The organism is Sorangium sp. So ce367, assembly GCF_051520455.1.
Lineage (GTDB): Bacteria > Myxococcota_A > Polyangia > Polyangiales > Polyangiaceae > Sorangium > Sorangium cellulosum_B.
In genome coordinates, this window is sequence record NZ_CP150334.1 from 1,304,225 (window position 1) to 1,323,113 (window position 18,889).

Annotated in this window: 10 protein-coding genes and 1 riboswitch; of the genes, 9 read left to right on the top strand and 1 reads right to left on the bottom strand. The window is 71.5% G+C overall.

The window, feature by feature from the left end; translation table 11 throughout:
- Positions 1-32: 32 nt before the first annotated feature.
- A riboswitch (cobalamin riboswitch) is annotated at positions 33-240 on the top strand.
- Between the two features lie 240 nt (positions 241-480).
- Entirely contained in the window at positions 481-2,682 is a 2,202-nt protein-coding gene (locus tag WME97_RS04880) for a TonB-dependent receptor (RefSeq protein ID WP_437549790.1), read from the top strand.
- Positions 2,683-2,695: 13 nt separating this feature from the next.
- On the opposite strand, the gene WME97_RS04885 is transcribed toward WME97_RS04880, so the two are convergent.
- Positions 2,696-3,190, bottom strand: a complete 495-nt coding sequence (locus tag WME97_RS04885; RefSeq protein ID WP_437549791.1) for a hypothetical protein — start codon at positions 3,188-3,190, stop codon at positions 2,696-2,698.
- A gap of 455 nt (positions 3,191-3,645) precedes the next feature.
- Here WME97_RS04885 and WME97_RS04890 point away from each other — a divergent pair, with 455 nt between their 5' ends.
- From WME97_RS04890 to WME97_RS04925, 8 genes are all read left to right on the top strand, one after another.
- The gene (locus WME97_RS04890; RefSeq protein ID WP_437549792.1) at positions 3,646-5,550 is read left to right on the top strand and encodes a hybrid sensor histidine kinase/response regulator; all 1,905 of its coding nucleotides are present in this window, start codon (positions 3,646-3,648) and stop codon (positions 5,548-5,550) included.
- A gap of 166 nt (positions 5,551-5,716) precedes the next feature.
- Complete coding sequence (locus WME97_RS04895; RefSeq protein ID WP_437549793.1) at positions 5,717-6,412, top strand: DNA-directed RNA polymerase; 696 nt, start codon at positions 5,717-5,719, stop codon at positions 6,410-6,412.
- Between the two features lie 98 nt (positions 6,413-6,510).
- On the top strand, positions 6,511-9,042 hold the full coding sequence (locus WME97_RS04900) for a sensor histidine kinase (RefSeq protein WP_437549794.1): 2,532 nt from the start codon (positions 6,511-6,513) through the stop codon (positions 9,040-9,042).
- Between the two features lie 215 nt (positions 9,043-9,257).
- Positions 9,258-11,009, top strand: a complete 1,752-nt coding sequence (locus WME97_RS04905; RefSeq protein WP_437532528.1) for a protein kinase domain-containing protein — start codon at positions 9,258-9,260, stop codon at positions 11,007-11,009.
- Between the two features lie 512 nt (positions 11,010-11,521).
- Positions 11,522-13,972: a sodium-translocating pyrophosphatase gene (locus tag WME97_RS04910; RefSeq protein WP_437549795.1), complete on the top strand. Its 2,451-nt coding sequence runs from the start codon at positions 11,522-11,524 to the stop codon at positions 13,970-13,972.
- Positions 13,973-14,125: 153 nt separating this feature from the next.
- Positions 14,126-14,329: a hypothetical protein gene (locus WME97_RS04915; RefSeq protein WP_437297996.1), complete on the top strand. Its 204-nt coding sequence runs from the start codon at positions 14,126-14,128 to the stop codon at positions 14,327-14,329.
- A gap of 246 nt (positions 14,330-14,575) precedes the next feature.
- Positions 14,576-16,981, top strand: a complete 2,406-nt coding sequence (locus tag WME97_RS04920) for an alkaline phosphatase PhoX (RefSeq protein ID WP_437549796.1) — start codon at positions 14,576-14,578, stop codon at positions 16,979-16,981.
- 8 nt (positions 16,982-16,989) lie between these two features.
- The gene (locus tag WME97_RS04925) at positions 16,990-18,642 is read left to right on the top strand and encodes a hypothetical protein (protein ID WP_437549797.1); all 1,653 of its coding nucleotides are present in this window, start codon (positions 16,990-16,992) and stop codon (positions 18,640-18,642) included.
- The last annotated feature ends 247 nt before the right edge of the window (positions 18,643-18,889 follow it).

Genomic DNA, 18,889 nt, shown 5'->3' on the forward strand with positions numbered 1-18,889 from the left:
GGTAGCGATTGACAGCCGAAGGCGCACGGCCATAGGGTGCGCGCCGTGCTGGTGCCCGGGCGTTCGCCTGGGCCGAAGAGGGAACCCGGTGAAATTCCGGGGCTGCCCCGCAGCGGTAAGCGAGAACGACCTCCACCCCATGCACTGGCCCGCCGAGGGCTGGGAAGCGGTGGACAGTAGGGAGCCGGTCAGACCGGAGCGCTCGCGAGCCCGAAGACCTGCCAGCGCCCGGCGGCGGGAGACATCCGGCGCCGGTTCGACCTGGGAGCCTCGAGGGAGGCGGTGAGGTCCGAGCCGGTGCAGCTCCACCTCTCTGCGCACGTCCCGGATACCGAACCGCCCCCGCGTCGCCTTCCGGTCGCCCGCGGGGGCGAGAGGTCGGTCCAGCGCACCGTGCGATGGCCAGCCATTTCGTCCTCGCGGAGCTCGACGCGAGCGGCCCGACGCCGCTCCGCGCGATTGCGGCGAAGGAGGACACGAATGCTGCGCGAGACGGTCACGACGAGCCACGGGCACCGCCATCCATTTCACCTGCTCGCCGCGTTATCCATGGTGCTGGCCGCCGCGCGGCCCGCGCGCGCCGAGGGCGACACCCCCGAGGCGCCCGCTGCCCCGCCGGAGACCGCCGCTGCAGCGCCCACCGGCGAGGGTGCGCCCGCGGGCGACGCCGCGATCGAAGTGACGATCCAGGCGGAGAAGCCGGGCAGCGAGGCCGCGTCGCGCGTCTCCGTCGGACACCGGGAGCTCGAGCTCAGGCCGAGGCTCCGGCCGGGCGACCTCCTCGAGTCGGTCCCCGGGCTCTTCGCCGTGCAGCACGCGGGCGGGGGCAAGGCGAACCAGTACTTCCTCCGCGGATTCGACGCGGATCATGGGACCGACGTCGCCTTCTTCGTCGACGGCGTGCCCGTCAACATGGTCAGCCACGGCCACGGGCACGGCTTCACCGATCTCTACTTCATGATCCCGGAGCTCGTGACAGGGCTCGACGGCTACAAGGGGCCTTATTACGCGAGCATCGGCGACTTCGGTACGGCGGGCGCCGTCAACCTGCGCTTCGCCGAGAAGCTCGAGGAGAGCTACGCGCAGGTCAGCCTGGGGCAGTACGGTATCCAGCGCGGCCTCGTCATCGCCTCGCCGGATCTCGGCGACACGTGGCGCGCGGTGGCCGCGGCGGAGATCTACCGGAACGACGGGCCGTTCCTGAGCCCGGAGCGGCTCAAGCGCTTCAACGTGTACCTGCGGGCCACGCACGATCTGGGCAACACCGGGAAGGTCCAGATGACCTGGATGTCGTATGGATCGACCTGGCACGGCTCCGGCCAGATCCCCGCGCGCGCCGTGTGCGGCGAGGGCGAGCAGGGCGGGCTGAACCCGCCGCCCTCGGCGTTCGGACAGCCGTGCATCGACCATTTCGGCGCCGTGGATCCGACCGAGGGCGGGGCGACCGAGCGGCACATGGCGTCCGTCGCGTACTCCACCGCGTGGCGGGACGCCGATCTGAGCGCGCTGGCCTACCTCGTCCGGTACCGCTTCACGCTGTACTCGAACTTCACGTTCTTCAGCGAGGACCCCGTCCACGGCGACCAGATCGAGCAGAACGACGACCGCACCGTCGGCGGCGCCGATCTCCGGTTCCGCAGGCAATACGAGCTCGGTGGGGCGAGGTTCACGACCTCGCTGGGGGCGCAGATCCGCGCGGACGCGATCGACAAGTCCCTCCACCACGACGAGGCGCGCGAGCGGATCGAGGAGAAGAGCAGGACCCACGTCGATGAGAGCCAGATCGGCGTCTACGTCGAGCAGGACGCCCGGCTCCGGCGCTGGCTCCGCGTCGTGCTCGGGGCGCGCGCGCAGTGGATCGACGTCAACGTGGACGACCCGGGCGAGGACCTCGAGGCGGCGGGGAACAGGTCGAGCGGCGCCCGGGGACAGATGCAGCTGCTCCCGAAGCTCACGGCGATCGTGTCGCCCGTCGAGGGGGTCGATCTCTTCGCCCACTTCGGGCGGGGCTTCCACTCGAACGACGCGCAGGGCGCGGTGCTGGGGGAGGGGGCGGCGACGCTGATCACGCCCGCGACGGGCTACGAGGTCGGCCTGCGGGTCGCGCCCCTGCGCGGGCTGTCGCTGAACGGGGCCGCGTTCCTGCTCGACCTGGACTCGGAGCTGGTCTGGAGCGGCGACGCGGGCGCGACCGAGGCGTCGGGGCAGACGCGGCGCTACGGGATCGAGATCGGCGGGCGCTACCGGCTCCGGAGCTGGCTCTTCGCGGACGTGGACGCGACCTTCACCCGCGCGCGATTCCGCGAGAACGCCGGCAACGCGAGCGCTGTCGCCCTCGCGCCGACCCGGACGCTGACCGCGGGCGTCGGCGTCCGCCCGACGTTCGGCGCGTTCACGCCGTTCGCGGCGCTGCGGGTCAAAGCGATCGGCGCGCGGCCCGCGACCGAGGACGAGTCGCTCACCGCCGAGGGGTTCACGGTCGTCGACGCCAACGCCGGGCTGCGGTGGAAGAACGTCGAGGTGGCCGTGGACGTCCAGAACCTCTTCGACACGACGTGGCGCGAGGTCCAGTTCGCGAGCGCGTCGCGGCTGCAGTACGAGCCGGCCCCGGTCACCGGGATCCACTACTCGCCGGGGTGGCCGTTCACCGCGATCGGGCGGGCGACGCTGTACTGGGAGTAGACGCCGCGCCGGCTCATGTCCGGCGGAGGTCCTCGCGCAGCGCGTCGAGCGATGCCCGGAACGCGGCTTCGCTCACGGCGGCGCCCGTCACCGCGGGCAGGAGCTCCGCGAACATCTGCCAGGCTTCCCCGATGTCACATACCCTGTGCGGGTAACGCTGGCGGGCAATGAGCGTGAGCCCTGTCACGACGCTGCGAACCATCGCCGCCTGGAACCCCGAGCCCTCGAAGACGACCGCTGAGCACCTGATGGTCGCGCTCGCCTCCGCGAGGAAGCTCGCGATCGCCCTGCGCGCGGGCGCCGATGGCAACGACGCCTCGCTCTCGACGAGGGTGAGCAGCCCTATGCCGCGCGGGTGCTTCTTCGCGAACTCCGCGCACGCATCCCTCAGGTGGCGCGCGCCGTCCTCGGTCGTCTCGCGGCGCCAGATGACACAGAAGATCTGGTGCCAGGAAGCCAGGATGTAGTCTGGTTGTCTGGTGACCAGGTGCCAGGGGTCAGGATGCATGATCGTGCTCGTTCTGGAGCGGTCGCAGCGGAGAGGCTCGCGGGGGCCTCACGGTACACCGGCCAGGGTACACCGGCGTTTCTTCGCCCGCGACACGCGCGCACGCCAACTCGCGCGTGGGCCACCGGGCGTCGGCAACGGATCGGCGCCGCGCGCCCTCGGAGCTGACGGGCAAGACAACTCCGGTGCCCTCGAGGTCGGGTGGCTCGCACTGGACACGTTCGATGGCTCCAGAATCGATGCGTCCGTCTTGATACTCTCGAACCGCTCCAGCGGCTGGCGGTGGCCCTGCGCGGCCGCCGGCGGGCGCTCTCGACGCGGGCTCATGGGGCCATTGCTGTGCTCGTCACTCGCCGCTGCCGGCCGACACGACGACGGCTCGCGGACGCGGAGAGCAGGACAGGAAGGGAGAGCATGGCGTGGCGAACGTGTACCCATGCTGTAGGCTGTGCCGCATGGATCCGACGGGGCTCGGCGCCGATCTGCAATTCCGCATGCTGGTCGAAGGGGTGAAGGACTACGCCATCTTCATGCTGGACACCGAGGGGCGCGTGACCACGTGGAACGCCGGCGCCGAGCAGATCAAAGGATACTCCGCGAAAGAGGTGATCGGCTCGCACTTCTCGCGCTTCTATCCGGCCGAGGCGATCGAGCGGAAGTGGCCACAGACAGAGCTCGCCGAAGCGCGGCGCGTGGGCCGCTTCGAGGACGAAGGCTGGCGCGTGCGCAAGGACGGCTCGATGTTCTGGGCGAACGTCATCATCACGGCCCTCCACGGCCCCGACGGCGAGCTGCGCGGCTTCTCCAAGATCACGCGCGACCTGAGCGAGCGCAAGCGCCAGGAAGAGTCGCTGCGGCAGAGCGAGGAGCGCTTCCGCGCGCTGGTCGAAGGCGTGAGGGATTACGCCATCTTCATGCTCGACCCCGAGGGCAGGGTGGCCACGTGGAACGCCGGCGCGGAGCGGATCAAGGGATACTCCGCGCAAGAGGTGATCGGCACGCACTTCTCGCGCTTCTATCCGGCCGAGGCGATCGCGCGCGGCCGCCCAGAGACGGTGCTCGCCGCCGCGCGGCGCGAAGGCAGCTTCGAGGACGAAGGCTGGCGCGTGCGCAAGGACGGGTCGTCGTTCTGGGCGAGCGTCCTCGTCACGGCCATCTACGGCCCGAGCGGCGAGCTGCGCGGCTTCTCCAAGATCACGCGCGACCTGAGCGAGCGCAAGCGCCTGGAGCAGATGGAGTCCAACGCGCGCCAGATGGAGGAATTCGTGGCGATGCTGGCGCACGAGCTGCGCAATCCGCTGGCGCCGATCGCCAACGCGACCAGCGTCCTCAAGCTCGAAGGCAAGGACAACGCCCAGGTCGTCTGGGCAGCCGGCCTGATGGAACGGCAGCTCGGCCAGCTCGTGCGGCTCGTCGACGACCTGCTCGACGTGAGCCGCATCACGCGCGGCAAGATCGCCCTGGAGTCCAAGCGGATCGATCTCGCCGACGTTGTGACGCGCGCGGCGGAAGCGTCCCGGACCTGGATCGACGCGCGCGAGCAGATCCTGGAGCTGCAGCTGCCCGCCGAGCCGCTCGCCGTCGTTTCGGGCGACCTGGCGCGGCTCACGCAGGTGGCGAGCAACCTGCTGCACAACGCGGCGAAGTTCACGCCGCCGCGCGGCTCGATCCGGGTCACGGTGGAGGCGGACGACACGCACGCGATCCTCCGTACCCGCGACAGCGGCGTGGGGATATCGCCCGAGCTGCTGCCGCAGGTGTTCGACCTGTTCACGCAGGGGGATCGCGGCCTCGATCGCGTCGAGGGCGGGCTGGGCCTCGGATTGACGATCGTGCGCCGGCTGGTCGAGCTGCACGGCGGGACGGTCCAGGCGCTCAGCGAGGGGCCCGGCCGCGGCAGCGAGTTCATCGTGCGATTGCCGCGGCTGACGCGCCCCCTCGCGCCGCCGACGGTGGGCGCGCCCGCGACGAAAGCCGGGCGCAAGCTGCGCATCCTCGTCGTCGACGACAACCGCGACTCGGCCGAGAGCATGGCGCTGCTGCTCAAGCGCATGGGCAACGACGTGCACGCCGTGTTCGACGGCCCCTCGGCGCTCGAGCTCGCGACGCAGCTCCAGCCGGACGTCGTGCTGCTCGATATCGGCATGCCGGGCATGACAGGAGTTGACGTCGCGCGCGCGCTGCGTCGCATTCCGGGCCTCGCGGGCCTATCGCTGTTCGCGATGACCGGTTACGGCCAGGAATCGGACCGCCGCATGACCCGGGAGGCCGGGTTCGACATGCACCTGGTCAAGCCGATCCGCGCGGAGGTGCTGAAACAGCACCTGGCGGACATCGCCAATCGTCCTGGAGCCGGCTGAGCGCCTCATCCCGTCGCGCGCCCCGGAGGCGGCGATTCCGCCGTGGCGTCGCCAGGCACCCTCGCGGCGAGCGGCTCGTCGGCCCGCTGTAAGCTGCGCCCGGCCGCCCCGTTGCGAAGAGGTGCGCCGCGGCGATCTCGCCGAGGCCTCCTCAACGAGGGCTTCCATGCCGTTCTCCGTCCACACGACCCACGCCGCGGCGCGCTGGCGCCTGTCCACGGCGTCCGCCCCGCTCTTTCTCTCGCTCCTGTCGCTCCTCCTCCTGGGCTGCGGCCCCCGCCTCGTCCCGTTCACGCACGAGCTCCGGGTGCAGCACGACCTGAGCGACAGCGACGTGAAGAACCTGCAATTTTACGTTTCGCACCAGATCGCGCTGCGCCGAGAGCTCACGGCCGAGAGCTCGCAGGTGACGAGCAGCCACAAGCTCCTGCTCGTCTCCGGGAAGGTCATCGAGGAGGTCGTCGTCGAGGAGCGCACGCCCGGCGTCGTGGTCGCAGCTCGCGGCGGCGCCCTGTCGGTGAGCTTCGAGCCCGGCGCGTCGCTCACGTTCTCCGCGGGCCCTGAGCCATTCACATCCGCGCCGCCCGCGCCGTCGTTCCCGGGCTTCGCGACCCCGCCCGATCCGTTCCCCGGCAATGCGGAGCCGCTCCTGGCCAGCCCGAGCGCGGCCGGGGACGGCAGCGGCCCCGGCGGCAACTACTGGCTCGCGTCCGGGCCCGGCCGCGAGATCCGTTACCAGGGCAAGGTGTTCTCGGCCATCGAGGACAGCCTGCGGGCGCACCTCCTGATCGACGCCGACGCGCTCGACGAGGTCGTCGAGCGGCGCACCGTCCTCCCGGGCGTGCGCCTCCCGGGCCGCTGACGCGCGGAGGCGCGCCCCGCCGCGCGCCGTCGCACGTGCGCACGTGGGGGCGCGCCGTTGCGATGGCGCGCGCCCTGCGCTTCCATGCCGCTCGCCTCGTGACCACGCCGCCGCCGCCCCCGCCCGCCGCGCTCCGCGCCCCGCGCGTCCGCGCAGAGCTCGTCGCGACCGGCTGGGAGCTGTTCTCGGCGCTCCTGTTCCTCTCCGCCGTCGTCCCCGCCGCCCTCACCACGCCGTGGCCGGCGATCCTCCTGCTCTCCTCCCTGGCCGCCTCGGCGGCGCTCTCGGGCTCGCTCACCCGCCGCGGCGACCGTGGCTTCGCCGTCGCGGCGGCGATCCGCGCCCTCTCGTGGCCGCTCGCTGTCTTGCCGCTCGCGTTCCGAGGCGCCCCGACCGCGCCCCCCTCCTGGCCAGGCCCGCTCGGGATCGGCCGCTCGACGCCGCCCTCGTGGCTCGGCCTCCTGGTGACCGCTGTCGCCTTCGGCGTCATGGCGGGCGGCATGCGCCGCGCGATCTACCGCGCCCTGCTCCGCGAAGGCGCCGTCGAGGGCGGCGCCGGAGACGCCGCCTCGGCGCGCGCCCTCGCCGCGGCGCTCCGGCCGAGGCTCGCGGAGTCGGCGGCGACCGCGGGCATCGTCGGCGGGCACGTCATGCTGCTCTTCTGCGTCGCGTTCCTCCGCACCCAGAGCCAGGTCGTGTTCCAGGCGTGGTTCGAGGTCGTCCCCCTCCTCGCCCTCTCCGGCACCCTCGGCTTCACGCTCGCCGTGCGCCCCGCCACGCGCCCGATCCTGGCCGCCCTCGCGGCCGGCCCTTCCGGCGCCCGCGCCCTGCTCGGCCGCGGCCTCGCCCGCGCCGAGCGGCTCCCCGACGTGCTCGCCTCCCTGAACTTCGCGCTGTGGCTCGGGTGCACCGCGATCGGCATGGCTTACGTGCGCGTCGGGGCCACCTCCAGCGTCGCCGACGCGCTCATGCAGCTCGGCTTCGGCGCCCTCTTCGCCTTCGGCGTCTCGTTCTACCAGCGCGCCTGGCACAAGGACTCCGTCGCCCGCGCGGTGGACCTCCTGCGCGCCTGGACGGGCGCGCCCGAGCACGGCGGCGCGCCCCCGACGCCCCTCCGGCGGCGCATGCTGCGCGACTTCGGGCTGCCCCTTTTGTTCACGGGGCTCCTCTCGCTCTTCTCCTCGATCGGCCTCTACCGCGCGCTCGCCACAGGCTCGTCGTTCGACGAGGACTTCAACGCGATCACCGCGCTCTTCGCCTCGCTGTCCCTCCTTGTCCTCGCCGCCCTCGGCGTCGTCGCGCGGGCGGCGCGCGAGCTCTCCCGGCCGATGGCACAGCTCGCCCGCGCCGCCGACGAGGTCGCGCGCGGCGAGCTCGACGCCGCCGTACCGCGGCTGTCAGGGCCGAAGGAGGTCGTGGGCCTCGGCGAGAGCGTCGAGCGCATGCGGCAGGCGCTCTCCCGGACGATCGCCGAGCTCGAGGCCGAGCGCGCCGGCCTCGAGGAGAACGTCGCCGCGCGCACCGCGGAGCTCACCCGCGCCCTGTCCGAGCTGAAGCGGACGCAGGCCGCGCTCATCCAGGGCGAGCGGCTCGCCTCCATCGGCGAGCTCGTGGCCGGCGTGGCGCACGAGATCTATAACCCCCTGAACGCCATCGCCGGCGCCGCCCAGCCGATCGAGGAGCGCGCCGCGGAGCTCCGCGCCGTCCTCGACGCGTACCGCGAGGCGGAGCGCGATCTCCCGGGCGAGCGCCGCCGCGCGCTCGAGGCGCTCCGCGAGCGGCTCCAGACCGAGGCGGCGCTCGACGATCTCGCCGGCATCTCGACCCTCGTCCACCGCGCGGTCGAGCGCAGCGTCCGCATCGTCACGAACCTGAAGAGCTTCTCGCGCGTCTCGGGCGAGCCGCTGCCGGTCGATCTGCACGCGGGGCTCGAGGAGACGCTGCTCCTGCTCGGCCCGCGGCTCCGGCAGGCGCGCATCGAGGTGATCCGGCGCTACGGCGAGCTGCCGCCCGTCACCTGCCGGGGCGGCGAGATCAACCAGGTGTTCATGAACCTCCTCGTCAACGCCATCCAGGCGCTCGAGGCGCCGCCGGCGCCTGCCGCGCCGGCAGAGGAGGGGACCTCCGGCGGGGGCGCGGCGCCGCGCGCGCCCGGCGAGCCGGCGATCTGCATCGAGACCTGGGTCGACGACGACATGGCGGCCGTCGCGATCTCGGACAGCGGGCCGGGCGTTCCGCCGGACCTCGCCCCGCGGATCTTCGATCCGTTCTTCACGACGAAGCCGCGAGGGCAGGGGACCGGCCTCGGGCTGTCGATCTCGACCGAGATCGTCCGGCGGCACGGCGGCACGCTCGCCCTCGCGGCAGCACCAGAACCAGAACGAGAAGGAGAAGACGGCGACGGCGGCCGCGGCGGACACCCGTGCCGCGGAGCGCCGGCCTCGGTCCACGGCGCGCGCTTCGTCTGTCGCCTGCCCCTCGATCCTCGCCCGGCGAGCGCCCGTCCGCAAGGCGATACCCCTCCTCCCGCGCGGCCGCCCGCGGAGGCGAGCCCGCCCGAACGGCCGTCCGCGGAGGCGAGCCCGCCCGCTCGGCCTGACGCGCGGCTAGGCTCGGCTAGGCTCGGCTAGGCTCGGCTCGACGAGCGCGTCATCGGCGCCGGTCTCCCACCCCACCTCCCCACGGAGCTCGCACGATATTCATCGCAACCCGACCGCGGGCCCGTAGACCAGCTGTTTCAAACCGGATACGTTCAGCGAGCGATCCGACTCACCGCACAGCGCAATAGGGCCCTGAGAGACGAGAACGGCTCTTCTGGGGAGCGCTGAGGAGAAACGAAGGCACCATGGAGCGCGCGATTCAGCGACCGGCAGGTCCCAAGGCTTCGAGCACCGATCCGTTGATCGGGAAGGTCGTGGCCGGCAGGTACCGGCTCGAGGCACGGCTTGGCGAAGGCGGCATGGGCGTCGTTTATCGCGCCCGCCACGTGCTGATCGACCGGGTCGTCGCCCTGAAGCTCATCCGGCCCGATCTCCGCGGAGAGACCCACCTCCGCGCGTGGATGCTGCGCGAGGCGCGCGCCGCAAACCGCGTTGATCACGCCCACATCATCGATATCCACGACATCGGCGAGACCGAGGAGGGCGAGCTCTATCTCGTCATGGAGTACCTCGTCGGCACGCCGCTCTCGGCGGAGCTCGCGCGCGGCCCGATGCCGATCGCGCGATCGGTGGACATCCTCGAGCAGATGTGCGCCGCGCTCGCGCGCGCCCACGACCTCGGCGTCGTGCACCGCGATCTGAAGAGCGACAACATCCTGCTCACCCACCGCGGCGGCCGGAAGGATTTCGTCAAGATCCTCGACTTCGGCCTCGCCGCCATCGCGCGCGACCCGCGCCTCGCCCCGAAGGGCGCGGTCTTCGGGACGCCCGAGTACATGTCGCCCGAGCAGGCGCGCGGCGAGGAGGCCACGGCGCAGTCCGACCTCTACGCGCTCGGCGTGCTCTTCTTCGAGATGCTGACCGGGCAGCTCCCCTTCCGCGCGAACGACCGCGACACGCTCCTCGAGATGCAGCGGACCCACGCGCCGCCGCGGCCCCGCTCGATCCGCCCCGACGCGCACGCGCAGGGCGAGGCGATCGTGCTGCGCCTGCTCGAGAAGGACATCCGCAAGCGCTACCGTGACGCCCACCACCTCCAGGAGGAGCTGAAGGCGCTCCAGCGCGGGCTCCCGGCCCACGCGTGGGAGGTCGAGGGGAGCGACGGCGTGCCGGTGCCGCCGCCGCCGCCGCCGCCGCAGAGCGCGGGCGTCATCGAGTGGGCGAGCCGGGCGGCCCTGTTCTCGCGCATGGTCTCCCGCGCCTACCCGTCCGGGCAGGTGCCGCAGGAGGTCCAGAACGGCCTTGCGCAGGCCTGGGACCTCGCCGCGCGCGCCAACAAGCTCGAGGGCGAGGTCGCGAGCCTCACCCGCAAGCTCGAGGCGCTCGAGCGCCGCGGCCGCGCGCTGCGCGCCGAGATCGGCCGCAAGGTCGAGGAGCTCGCGCACGAGGAGTCGCGCGTGATGCGCGAGGCGATGGCGGACGGCGAGGACGTCGAGAAGGTCCGCGTCGAGCTCGCCGCCGCCGAGAAGCTCGCGCTGTCCGCGCGCCAGCTGGCGGACGGGGCGGTCCGCCAGGGCAATCACGATCCGCTCGTCTACGAGCGCGCGGGCGCGGCCGGCGCGACCGCGCAGGCGAAGCGCGAGCAGCTCGGGCGCTACGAGCACAAGAAGAACACGCGCGAGGCGAACGCGCGCGACCTGCGCCGCCAGATCGACGAGCTCCGCGCCCAGCTCGCCCGCTACGCCGAGGCCCTGGAGGAGGACCTGGCGCAGGGGCGCGAGCGCGTCGCGGCGCGCACGCGCGAGGGGCTCGCCTACGAGAAGTCGTTCAGCGAGGCCTCCAACCTGCTGCTGAGCCACCTCCGCAACAAGCCGGAGTGTCGGGATCTCGTGGCGGAGCTCCTCACGTCCCACGCCAGCCCTGGCGCGGACTCCGGCTCGGATCAGCGGCTCTCCGGCTCGGATCGCCGGCTGAACAACGCGACCGAGCGCAACTGAACACGGACGAGCACAGCTGAACACGATCGAGCGCAGCTGAAAGCGTCCGAGCGCAGCTGAATACGACCGGACGCGAAAGCGTGTGACAGCGTTCGGTCGTGCACGCTTCTTTCTTTCACCATCGTACGTAATCTCCCTAAGTGATCTCCTGACGTCGCGCCGCTGACAGGCCCTCTCGTCGTGGGCGCGCATCGCGCCCTCTCGACGGCGTCTCGGGTGCATGGTAGCTAGCGCGCGCCTCGGGGGTCCGGTAACGGTGGAGGCATGCCTGGCAGCTCTGGGCACTCCGACACCCTCCGGTCGTCGAGGGACGAGGCTGTGCTGAAGCGTCAGCGTTAGAGCAAGAGCCACTCCGGCAGCGCGCCGGTCCCCTTCCCCTTTACGCAGGCGGCCAACCCCTCGGAACCACGAAGCTGCGGGCGGCGATGGCGCCGTCCTCTGCCTTCGGATTTTGCGATGGAGGCACACCGTCAATGAACGTCATCCGGTCCCAAAAGGCCTGGCTCGCACCGATGCTGGCCGGGCTCGCCGCGCTTGCCCTGCTGCTCAGCGGCGGGCTCGCCAGCGCCAGTGAATCCGATCTGGTCCTCCCCGACCTAGGCACCCAGTCCTTCGGTGGCATCGACGGCCGCACGCTCCTCATGGGCGGCATCGGCGTCTGCGCGCTCGGGTTCGTGTTCGGGCTCGTCATTTACTCGCAGCTGAACAAGCTTCCGGTCCACCGCGCGATGCGGGAGATCTCGGAGCTCATCTACGAGACCTGCAAGACGTACCTGGTCACGCAGTTCAAGTTCATCCTGGTCCTGGAGATCCTGATCGGCGCGGTCATGGTTCTCTACTTCGGCGTGCTGCGTCACATGGATGCCGGCAAGGTCGTGGTCATCCTGCTGAGCAGCCTCGTCGGCATCGCCGGCAGCTGCGGCGTCGCGTGGTTCGGCATGCGCATCAACACGTTCGCGAACTCGCGCGCCGCGTTCGCGAGCCTCAAGGGCAAGCCGTTCCCGACGTACGCGATCCCGCTCAAGGCCGGGATGAGCATCGGCGCGGTCCTTATCAGCACCGAGCTCATGCTCATGCTGGTGATCCTGCTCTTCATCCCGGGCGACTACGCCGGCCCGTGCTTCATCGGCTTCGCCATCGGCGAGTCGCTCGGCGCCTCCGCGCTCCGCATCGCGGGCGGCATCTTCACGAAGATCGCCGACATCGGCTCGGACCTCATGAAGATCGTCTTCAACATCAAGGAAGACGACGCGCGCAACCCGGGCGTCATCGCCGACTGCACCGGCGACAACGCCGGCGACTCGGTCGGCCCGAGCGCGGACGGCTTCGAGACGTACGGCGTCACCGGCGTCGCGCTCATCTCGTTCATCCTCCTCGCCGTCCCCGACACGGCCGTCCAGGTCCAGCTGCTCGTCTGGATCTTCGTGATGCGCATCGTGATGGTCCTCGCGAGCATCGGCTCGTACCTCCTCAACGAGGCGATCGCGAAGGGGTCCTACGCCGACGCCGACAAGATGAACTTCGAGGCTCCCCTGACGCGCCTCGTCTGGCTGACCTCGATCGTGTCGGTCGCGCTCACCTACGCCGTGTCGGCGTTCATGATCCCGAACCTCGGGGGCGACACGACGCTCTGGTGGAAGCTCTCGTCGATCATCACCTGCGGCACCCTGGCGGGCGCCATCATCCCGGAGATGATCAAGATCTTCACCTCCACCGAGTCGCGCCACGTCCGCGAGGTCGTGACCGCGTCGCGCGAGGGCGGCGCCTCGCTGAACGTCCTGTCGGGCCTCACTGCCGGCAACTTCAGCGCGTACTGGATGGGCCTCGTCCTCGTCGTGCTGATGGGCATCTCGTACTACTTCTCCGCCCAGGGCCTCGGGCAGCTCATGATCGCCGAGAGCGTGTTCGCCTTCGGCCTCGTGGCGTTCGGCTTCCTCGGCATGGGCCCCGTGACCATCGCCGTCGACTCCTACGGCCCGGTGACCGACAACGCGCAGTCGGTCTACGAGCTCTCGCTCATCGAGAACGTCCCGAACGTCGAGGCCGAGCTGAAGAAGGATTTCGGCTTCACCCCGAACTTCGACAAGGCGAAGCACTACCTCGAGGAGAACGACGGCGCGGGCAACACTTTCAAGGCGACGGCCAAGCCGGTGCTCATCGGGACGGCGGTCGTCGGCGCGACGACGCTGATCTTCTCGATCATCGTCGTGCTCAGCAACACGCTGGTGAAGAACGCGGCGAATCTCACGCCCCAGGAGCGGTTGAAGGAGATCATGGGCCTGCTCTCGCCGCTCCACCCGCCGTTCCTGCTCGGCCTCGTGACGGGCGGCGCGATCATCTACTGGTTCACCGGCGCGTCGACCCAGGCGGTCTCGACCGGCGCCTACCGCGCTGTCGAGTTCATCAAGGCGAACATCCGCCTCGAGGGCGTGGAGAAGGCCTCGATCACGGACAGCAAGAAGGTGGTCGAGATCTGCACGCAGTACGCGCAGCGGGGGATGTTCAACATCTTCCTCGGCGTCTTCTTCTCGACGCTCGCGTTCGCCTGCCTCGAGCCGTTCTTCTTCATCGGCTACCTCATCAGCATCGCGCTCTTCGGGCTCTATCAGGCGATCTTCATGGCGAACGCCGGCGGCGCCTGGGACAACGCGAAGAAGCTCGTCGAGGTGGAGCTGAAGGAGAAGGGCACGCCGCTCCACGCGGCGACGGTCGTCGGCGACACCGTGGGCGACCCCTTCAAGGACACCTCGTCCGTCGCGATGAACCCCATCATCAAGTTCACGACGCTGTTCGGCCTCCTCGCGGTCGAGCTGGCGATCGAGATCGACCGCGGGACGAGCCTCGTTCTCGCGGGCATCTTCTTCGTGCTCTCGATGGTGTTCGTGTACCGCTCCTTCTACGGGATGCGGATCAAGTCGGACGAGAAGCCGACCGCCGCTGCCGGCGCCCGCGCCACGGCCTGAGCCGGGCGTCTCCTCTCGCGCTCGGCGCTCCCCGCGCCCTGCCGCTCCCCTCTCGCACGCGCTGACCTCCCCCGCCGCCCGACGCCGCTCCGCGGTCGACGGCGCGCAGGGGAGGGCCTTGCGCCGAGCGCGCCCGCACTATAGGGACCCTTCATGCGAGCGCTCTGCCCCACCTGCGGCCTCCATCACGAGGTAGTCCGGGTCCTCGAAGACGGACACGGCGAGCAGCGCAAGGACGTCTATCAGGTAGAGCCGCTCCTTGGCTGCGAGCGCACCTGGATCTCGGACAGGGAGCTGCTCGAGGCGCGCGCGCGCTTCGGTCAAGACGTCGTCGTGCCCGACGAGGACGACGAGTAGCGCGGCGACGACGGCCGCGCGGTCATGGCGCCTGCGCCTGAGCGGTCATGACGAGCAAGGCGGCTCCGCCGGTCCTCCGAGGGATCTTCGCCGTGGCCCCGTTGCGCGGCCGCCGGTCGTGCGGCGCTCATGACACGCCTGATCGAGGGTCAGGGGATCTCTGACAACAACTCGTCGCGTGAGGGGCATTGGGGCGCCACCGTCGCCAGGCATCGTCTGCGGCCATTACCCGGCGGAGACGAGGACATGATGACGAGGCGGACCCTGAGGACGGCGTTGCTTCTGGTGCTCTCAGGCGGTCTTGCCGCGATCGGGAGCGGTTGCGGCGAGGATGGCGCGAAGGGCGCGCCCGGGGCGCCCGGTGAACAGGGCGCGCCAGGCAAGGACGGCGCGAACGGGGAGCAAGGGGAGCCTGGGGCGCCTGGTGAGCCTGGGGCGCCCGGTGAGCCTGGGGCGCCCGGGGCGCCTGGTGAGCCCGGGGCGCCTGGTGAGCCCGGGGCGCCTGGTGAGCCCGGTGCACCCGGGGAGCCCGGGGAGCCCGGGGCGCCCGGCGAGGACGCGCCGGTGTGGAGCAGCGCCGCGAACCTCGCGCACTACGTGAGAGAGCGCGTCGCGCTGTTCGCTGCCGGCACCTTGCCCGAGGGCGAGCAGTTCCCGCTCCGCGCGGCCGCGACCGACACCCTCCGGGCGCTCGCCGGCGTTCGCTCCGACATCGTGGTGACCTGGCTCGATCCGCTGACCTTCAGCGCCGCGCCGGAAGCGCCCCGCTTCGGCGCCAACAACGATTACACAGCGTTCTTCGGCGAAGGGTGGGCCGCCACAGCGGGCGACGCGCCGCAGTGGAACGGCTCCGCCACCGCCGGGTGGCTCTGGGTCAACCACGAGTACGTCTCCGGGCGGAGCCCGACGGTCAGCTCCGCGCCGACCGGGCAGCACCTCACGCTGGCCCGGCACCTGCGCAAGCTCGGCGTCCTCACGAATGATGTCGAGTCGAACGTCTGGTCGCAGGCGGACGTCGACACCTATATCCGCTGGGAAAAGAAGGAGGTCGGCGGCTCCTGGCTCCGGACCGTGCAGGACCCGGCGACGGGCGCATGGTCGGTCGACCGGAGCGCGACCGCCCTCCGCTACGACGCGACGAGCAAGACGTTGAGCCGCCTCGCGGGGCACGAGCTCTCGAGTCCGGGCCGCGACGACTCGACCGGCGCGGCGCTCGCGGGCGGGCTCGTGGCAGGCATCATGGGCGACTGCGCCGGCGGGCAGACGCCGTGGGGCACGGTGATCACCGCCGAGGAGAACGTGCAGGACTACTACGGTGATCTCGAGGCGAGCTGGTCGGGCGATCAGCGGTTCCTCACCGGCCGGGGCTTCGACCCGGGCGCGCCGGTGAGCCCGGTCTTCGAGGCGAGCACCAGCGCGGAGTTCGGGCGCATCTCCGATCCGAACGGCCGGCAGCCGCGCGACCATTACGGCTATCTCACCGAGATCGACCCGGGGCAGCCCGCGGGCGAGTACGACGGCAAGACGCAGCCCGGCACGGGCCACAAGAAGTTCGGCTTCATGGGCCGCGCCCGCTGGGAGGCCGCGACGTTCGCTGTCGACGACGCGTGGAGGCTCGTGCCCGGTCGGCCGATCGTGGTCTATGGGACCGACGATCGCCGCGGCGGCCGCATCTACAAGTACGTGACCAGCGGCAACTACACGGCCGGGATGACGCGCGCGGCGATCCGCGCGCTGCTCGATGAGGGCAAGCTCTACGCGGCGCACATGGCCGGGCTCGACAACACGACCGGCAACACCCTGGTCGCGACCCACGCGGCCCCGACCGAGGCGGCCCCGGGCACGGGGCAGTGGATCGAGCTCTCCGTCGACAGCGCCGCCATCGCGCCGAACGCGGCCGCGCTCGGCGACCCGGCCAGGACGGTCGGCGATGCGCTGCGCGACGTGAGCTGGAACCGGATCGGCGGCTTCCAGACGGATTACGACGTCTGGCGCGCGCTGTTCACGGTGAGCAACAAGGTCGGGATCATGGAGCTGAACCGGCCCGAGGACATCGAGTGGAACCCGCGCGACCCGAGCGGCACGCCGCGCCTCTACGTGGCGTTCACCAACCACACGGGGCAGACGTCGCTCGATCAGGACGGCGCGGTCTTCGATCCGGCGACGCACGCGACCCAGTCTCCGAAGCGCGCGGACGCCGTGGGCTCGATCTTCGCTCTGGAGGAGTCCGACCCCGCGAACCCGGGCGCGTCGACCGAGTTCGTGTACTTCGAGGTCTGGCACGGCTCGAAGGGGCAGGGCGACTTCGACGCTTCCTGCCCGGACAACCTGCTCCTCGACCGCGACGGCGGCGTGTGGTTCGGCACCGACGGCAACTTCGGCGTGGCCTCGCACGCGGACGCCTTCTACTACCTCGATCTCGACCCCGCCCACCGCGCTGGTCAGCCGGGCGTGACCCGGCCGAGCTTCGGCAAGGCGTTCCGCGTCGTGGCGTTTCCGAGCGACGCGGAGGCGACGGGCCCGTCGTTCACGCCCGACATGGGCACGATCTTCATGTCGGTGCAGCACCCCGGCGAGAACGCCTACAGCACCTGGCCGAAGGGCGACGGGGCCCTGTCGAGCGTGATCGCGGTCACCTTCCTGCCCGAGTGATCTCCGCCATGCCCGCCCGCCGCGCGCGCCTGCTGTCCGCGCCCCTGGCCTTCGCGGCGGTGTCCGCCGTCCTCGCCGCGGGCGCGCGCTGCGGCGGGGGCGGCTACGACCCGCTCGCCACCGCGGCCGCGCGCGCCGGGCGCGCTGGCAACCCCGAGGCCTCGATCCCGCCGATGTGTTACGCGACAACGGCCAGCGGCGCGAACGGCTGCTGGACGTGCCACACGATCGGGATCGGGCCGAACACGCTCGCCGATCACGAGCTCCAGCGCGAGTACAGCTTCTCGGACGCGGCCCGGAAGAACCCCTGGACGAACCTGCTGGAGGACCTCTCGGCCGCCGCCGCCCGGACGAGCGACGCGGAGATCCTCGAGTACATCCGGGAGGACAACTACGCGCCGCTGCGCGAGGCGCTCGCCGCGCGCCGGGATTACCCGGGCTACGTGCCGGATCTCGACCTCGGCGCCGGGCTCGACGAGGAGGGCTTCGCGCGCGACGGGAGCGGCTTCCGCGCGGTCCGCTACAAGCCGTTCCCCGGGAGCTTCTGGCCCACGAACGGCAGCGCCGGCGACGTGTTCCTCCGGCTGCCGGCCGCGTTCCGCGAGGACGCCTCGGGCGCGCCGTCGCGCGCGGTGTACAAGCTGAACCTCGCGCTGCTCGAGGCGGCGATCGCGTCGCCGTCGCCCCTGCCGAGGGAGGGCACGGCCGGGCCCGCTGATGCGGCCGCCGGGCGGGAGGTGGAGCCGGTGAGCGAGCTCCTCGCCGGCTTCGATCTCGACGGCGACGGCGCGCTCGAGCCCGCGGTGACGCGCGTCGTCCGCCTGCCCGCGCGGTACGCCGGCGGGGCGGCCGGCGTCCCGGTGCGGGCGTGGCTCTACCCGCGCGGGGCGGAGCTCCTGCACTCGGTGCGGTACCTCGACCCGGATCACCCGGCGCTGCTCGCCGCGCGGATGAAGGAGCTGCGCTACGCGCGCAAGGTCGACGAGCCGGACGACTGGGCGATCGCGCGCGCGTACGAGCGCGAGGCGGAGGAGAAGGACGAGGGGCAGCCGCCGTTCCACCCGGGCGGGCCCGAGGTCGGCCTGCGCAACGCGTTCGGCTGGCAGATCCAGGCGTTCATCGAGGACGAGCAGGGCCGGCTTCGGCTGCAGACCGCGGAGGAGCACCGGGCGTGCATGGGCTGCCACGGCGCGGTGGGCGTGACGGTGGACCACACCTTCTCGCTGGCGCGCAAGGTGCCCGGCGCGGCCGGCTGGCGGCACCAGGACCTGCGCGGCATGCCCGACGTGCCGCAGGCCGGCCACGCGGAGCCGGAGGTGCTGACCTACCTGCGCCGCGCGCGCGGGGCCGACGACTACCGCGGGAACGCGGAGATGCTCGCCCGCTTCTTCCCGGGCGGCGCGCTCGACGAGGCCGAGGTGCGGCGTGGCGCGCCCGGCGGCGACCGCGATCTCGCGTACCTCGTGGCGCCGTCGCGCGAGCGGGCCCTGCTGCTGGACAAGGCCTACCGGGCGCTGGTCCGGATCCAGCGCTTCGAGGCGGGGCGGGATGTCGCGCTCGGGCCCGCGACGGGGATCCTGCGCGTCGTGGAGGGCGAGTCGACGGGCCTCGGCGAGGCGCAGCGCGTGTACCTCGACGGGCGGGCGCACCTCGCCTGGTGACGGCTGGGGCGCGGGTGCGACGAGGGCGGGGCGACGCGCGGGGGGAAGAAGAAAAAACGCAAAGGCGCAAAGACGCAAAGACGCAAAAAAGAGAGAAGAATGATTGAGCGCTCCTGGGCGCACGGCGATGGCCGAGGCACGGAAATGTGCTGTCCGTCGAAGACGACGCCCGGAGCTGAGAGAGGTTCTATCTCTCCCTTGCGTCTTTGCGCCTTTGCGCCTTTGCGCCTTTGCGTTTTTTCTCGTT

Coding starts and splice junctions, on each gene's coding strand:
- WME97_RS04880 (WP_437549790.1), top strand. CDS start 481: ATGCTGCGCGAGACGGTCACGACGAGCCACGGGCACCGCCATCCATTT.
- WME97_RS04885 (WP_437549791.1), bottom strand. CDS start 3,190: ATGCATCCTGACCCCTGGCACCTGGTCACCAGACAACCAGACTACATC.
- WME97_RS04890 (WP_437549792.1), top strand. CDS start 3,646: ATGGATCCGACGGGGCTCGGCGCCGATCTGCAATTCCGCATGCTGGTC.
- WME97_RS04895 (WP_437549793.1), top strand. CDS start 5,717: ATGCCGTTCTCCGTCCACACGACCCACGCCGCGGCGCGCTGGCGCCTG.
- WME97_RS04905 (WP_437532528.1), top strand. CDS start 9,258: ATGGAGCGCGCGATTCAGCGACCGGCAGGTCCCAAGGCTTCGAGCACC.
- WME97_RS04910 (WP_437549795.1), top strand. CDS start 11,522: ATGCTGGCCGGGCTCGCCGCGCTTGCCCTGCTGCTCAGCGGCGGGCTC.
- WME97_RS04915 (WP_437297996.1), top strand. CDS start 14,126: ATGCGAGCGCTCTGCCCCACCTGCGGCCTCCATCACGAGGTAGTCCGG.
- WME97_RS04920 (WP_437549796.1), top strand. CDS start 14,576: ATGATGACGAGGCGGACCCTGAGGACGGCGTTGCTTCTGGTGCTCTCA.
- WME97_RS04925 (WP_437549797.1), top strand. CDS start 16,990: ATGCCCGCCCGCCGCGCGCGCCTGCTGTCCGCGCCCCTGGCCTTCGCG.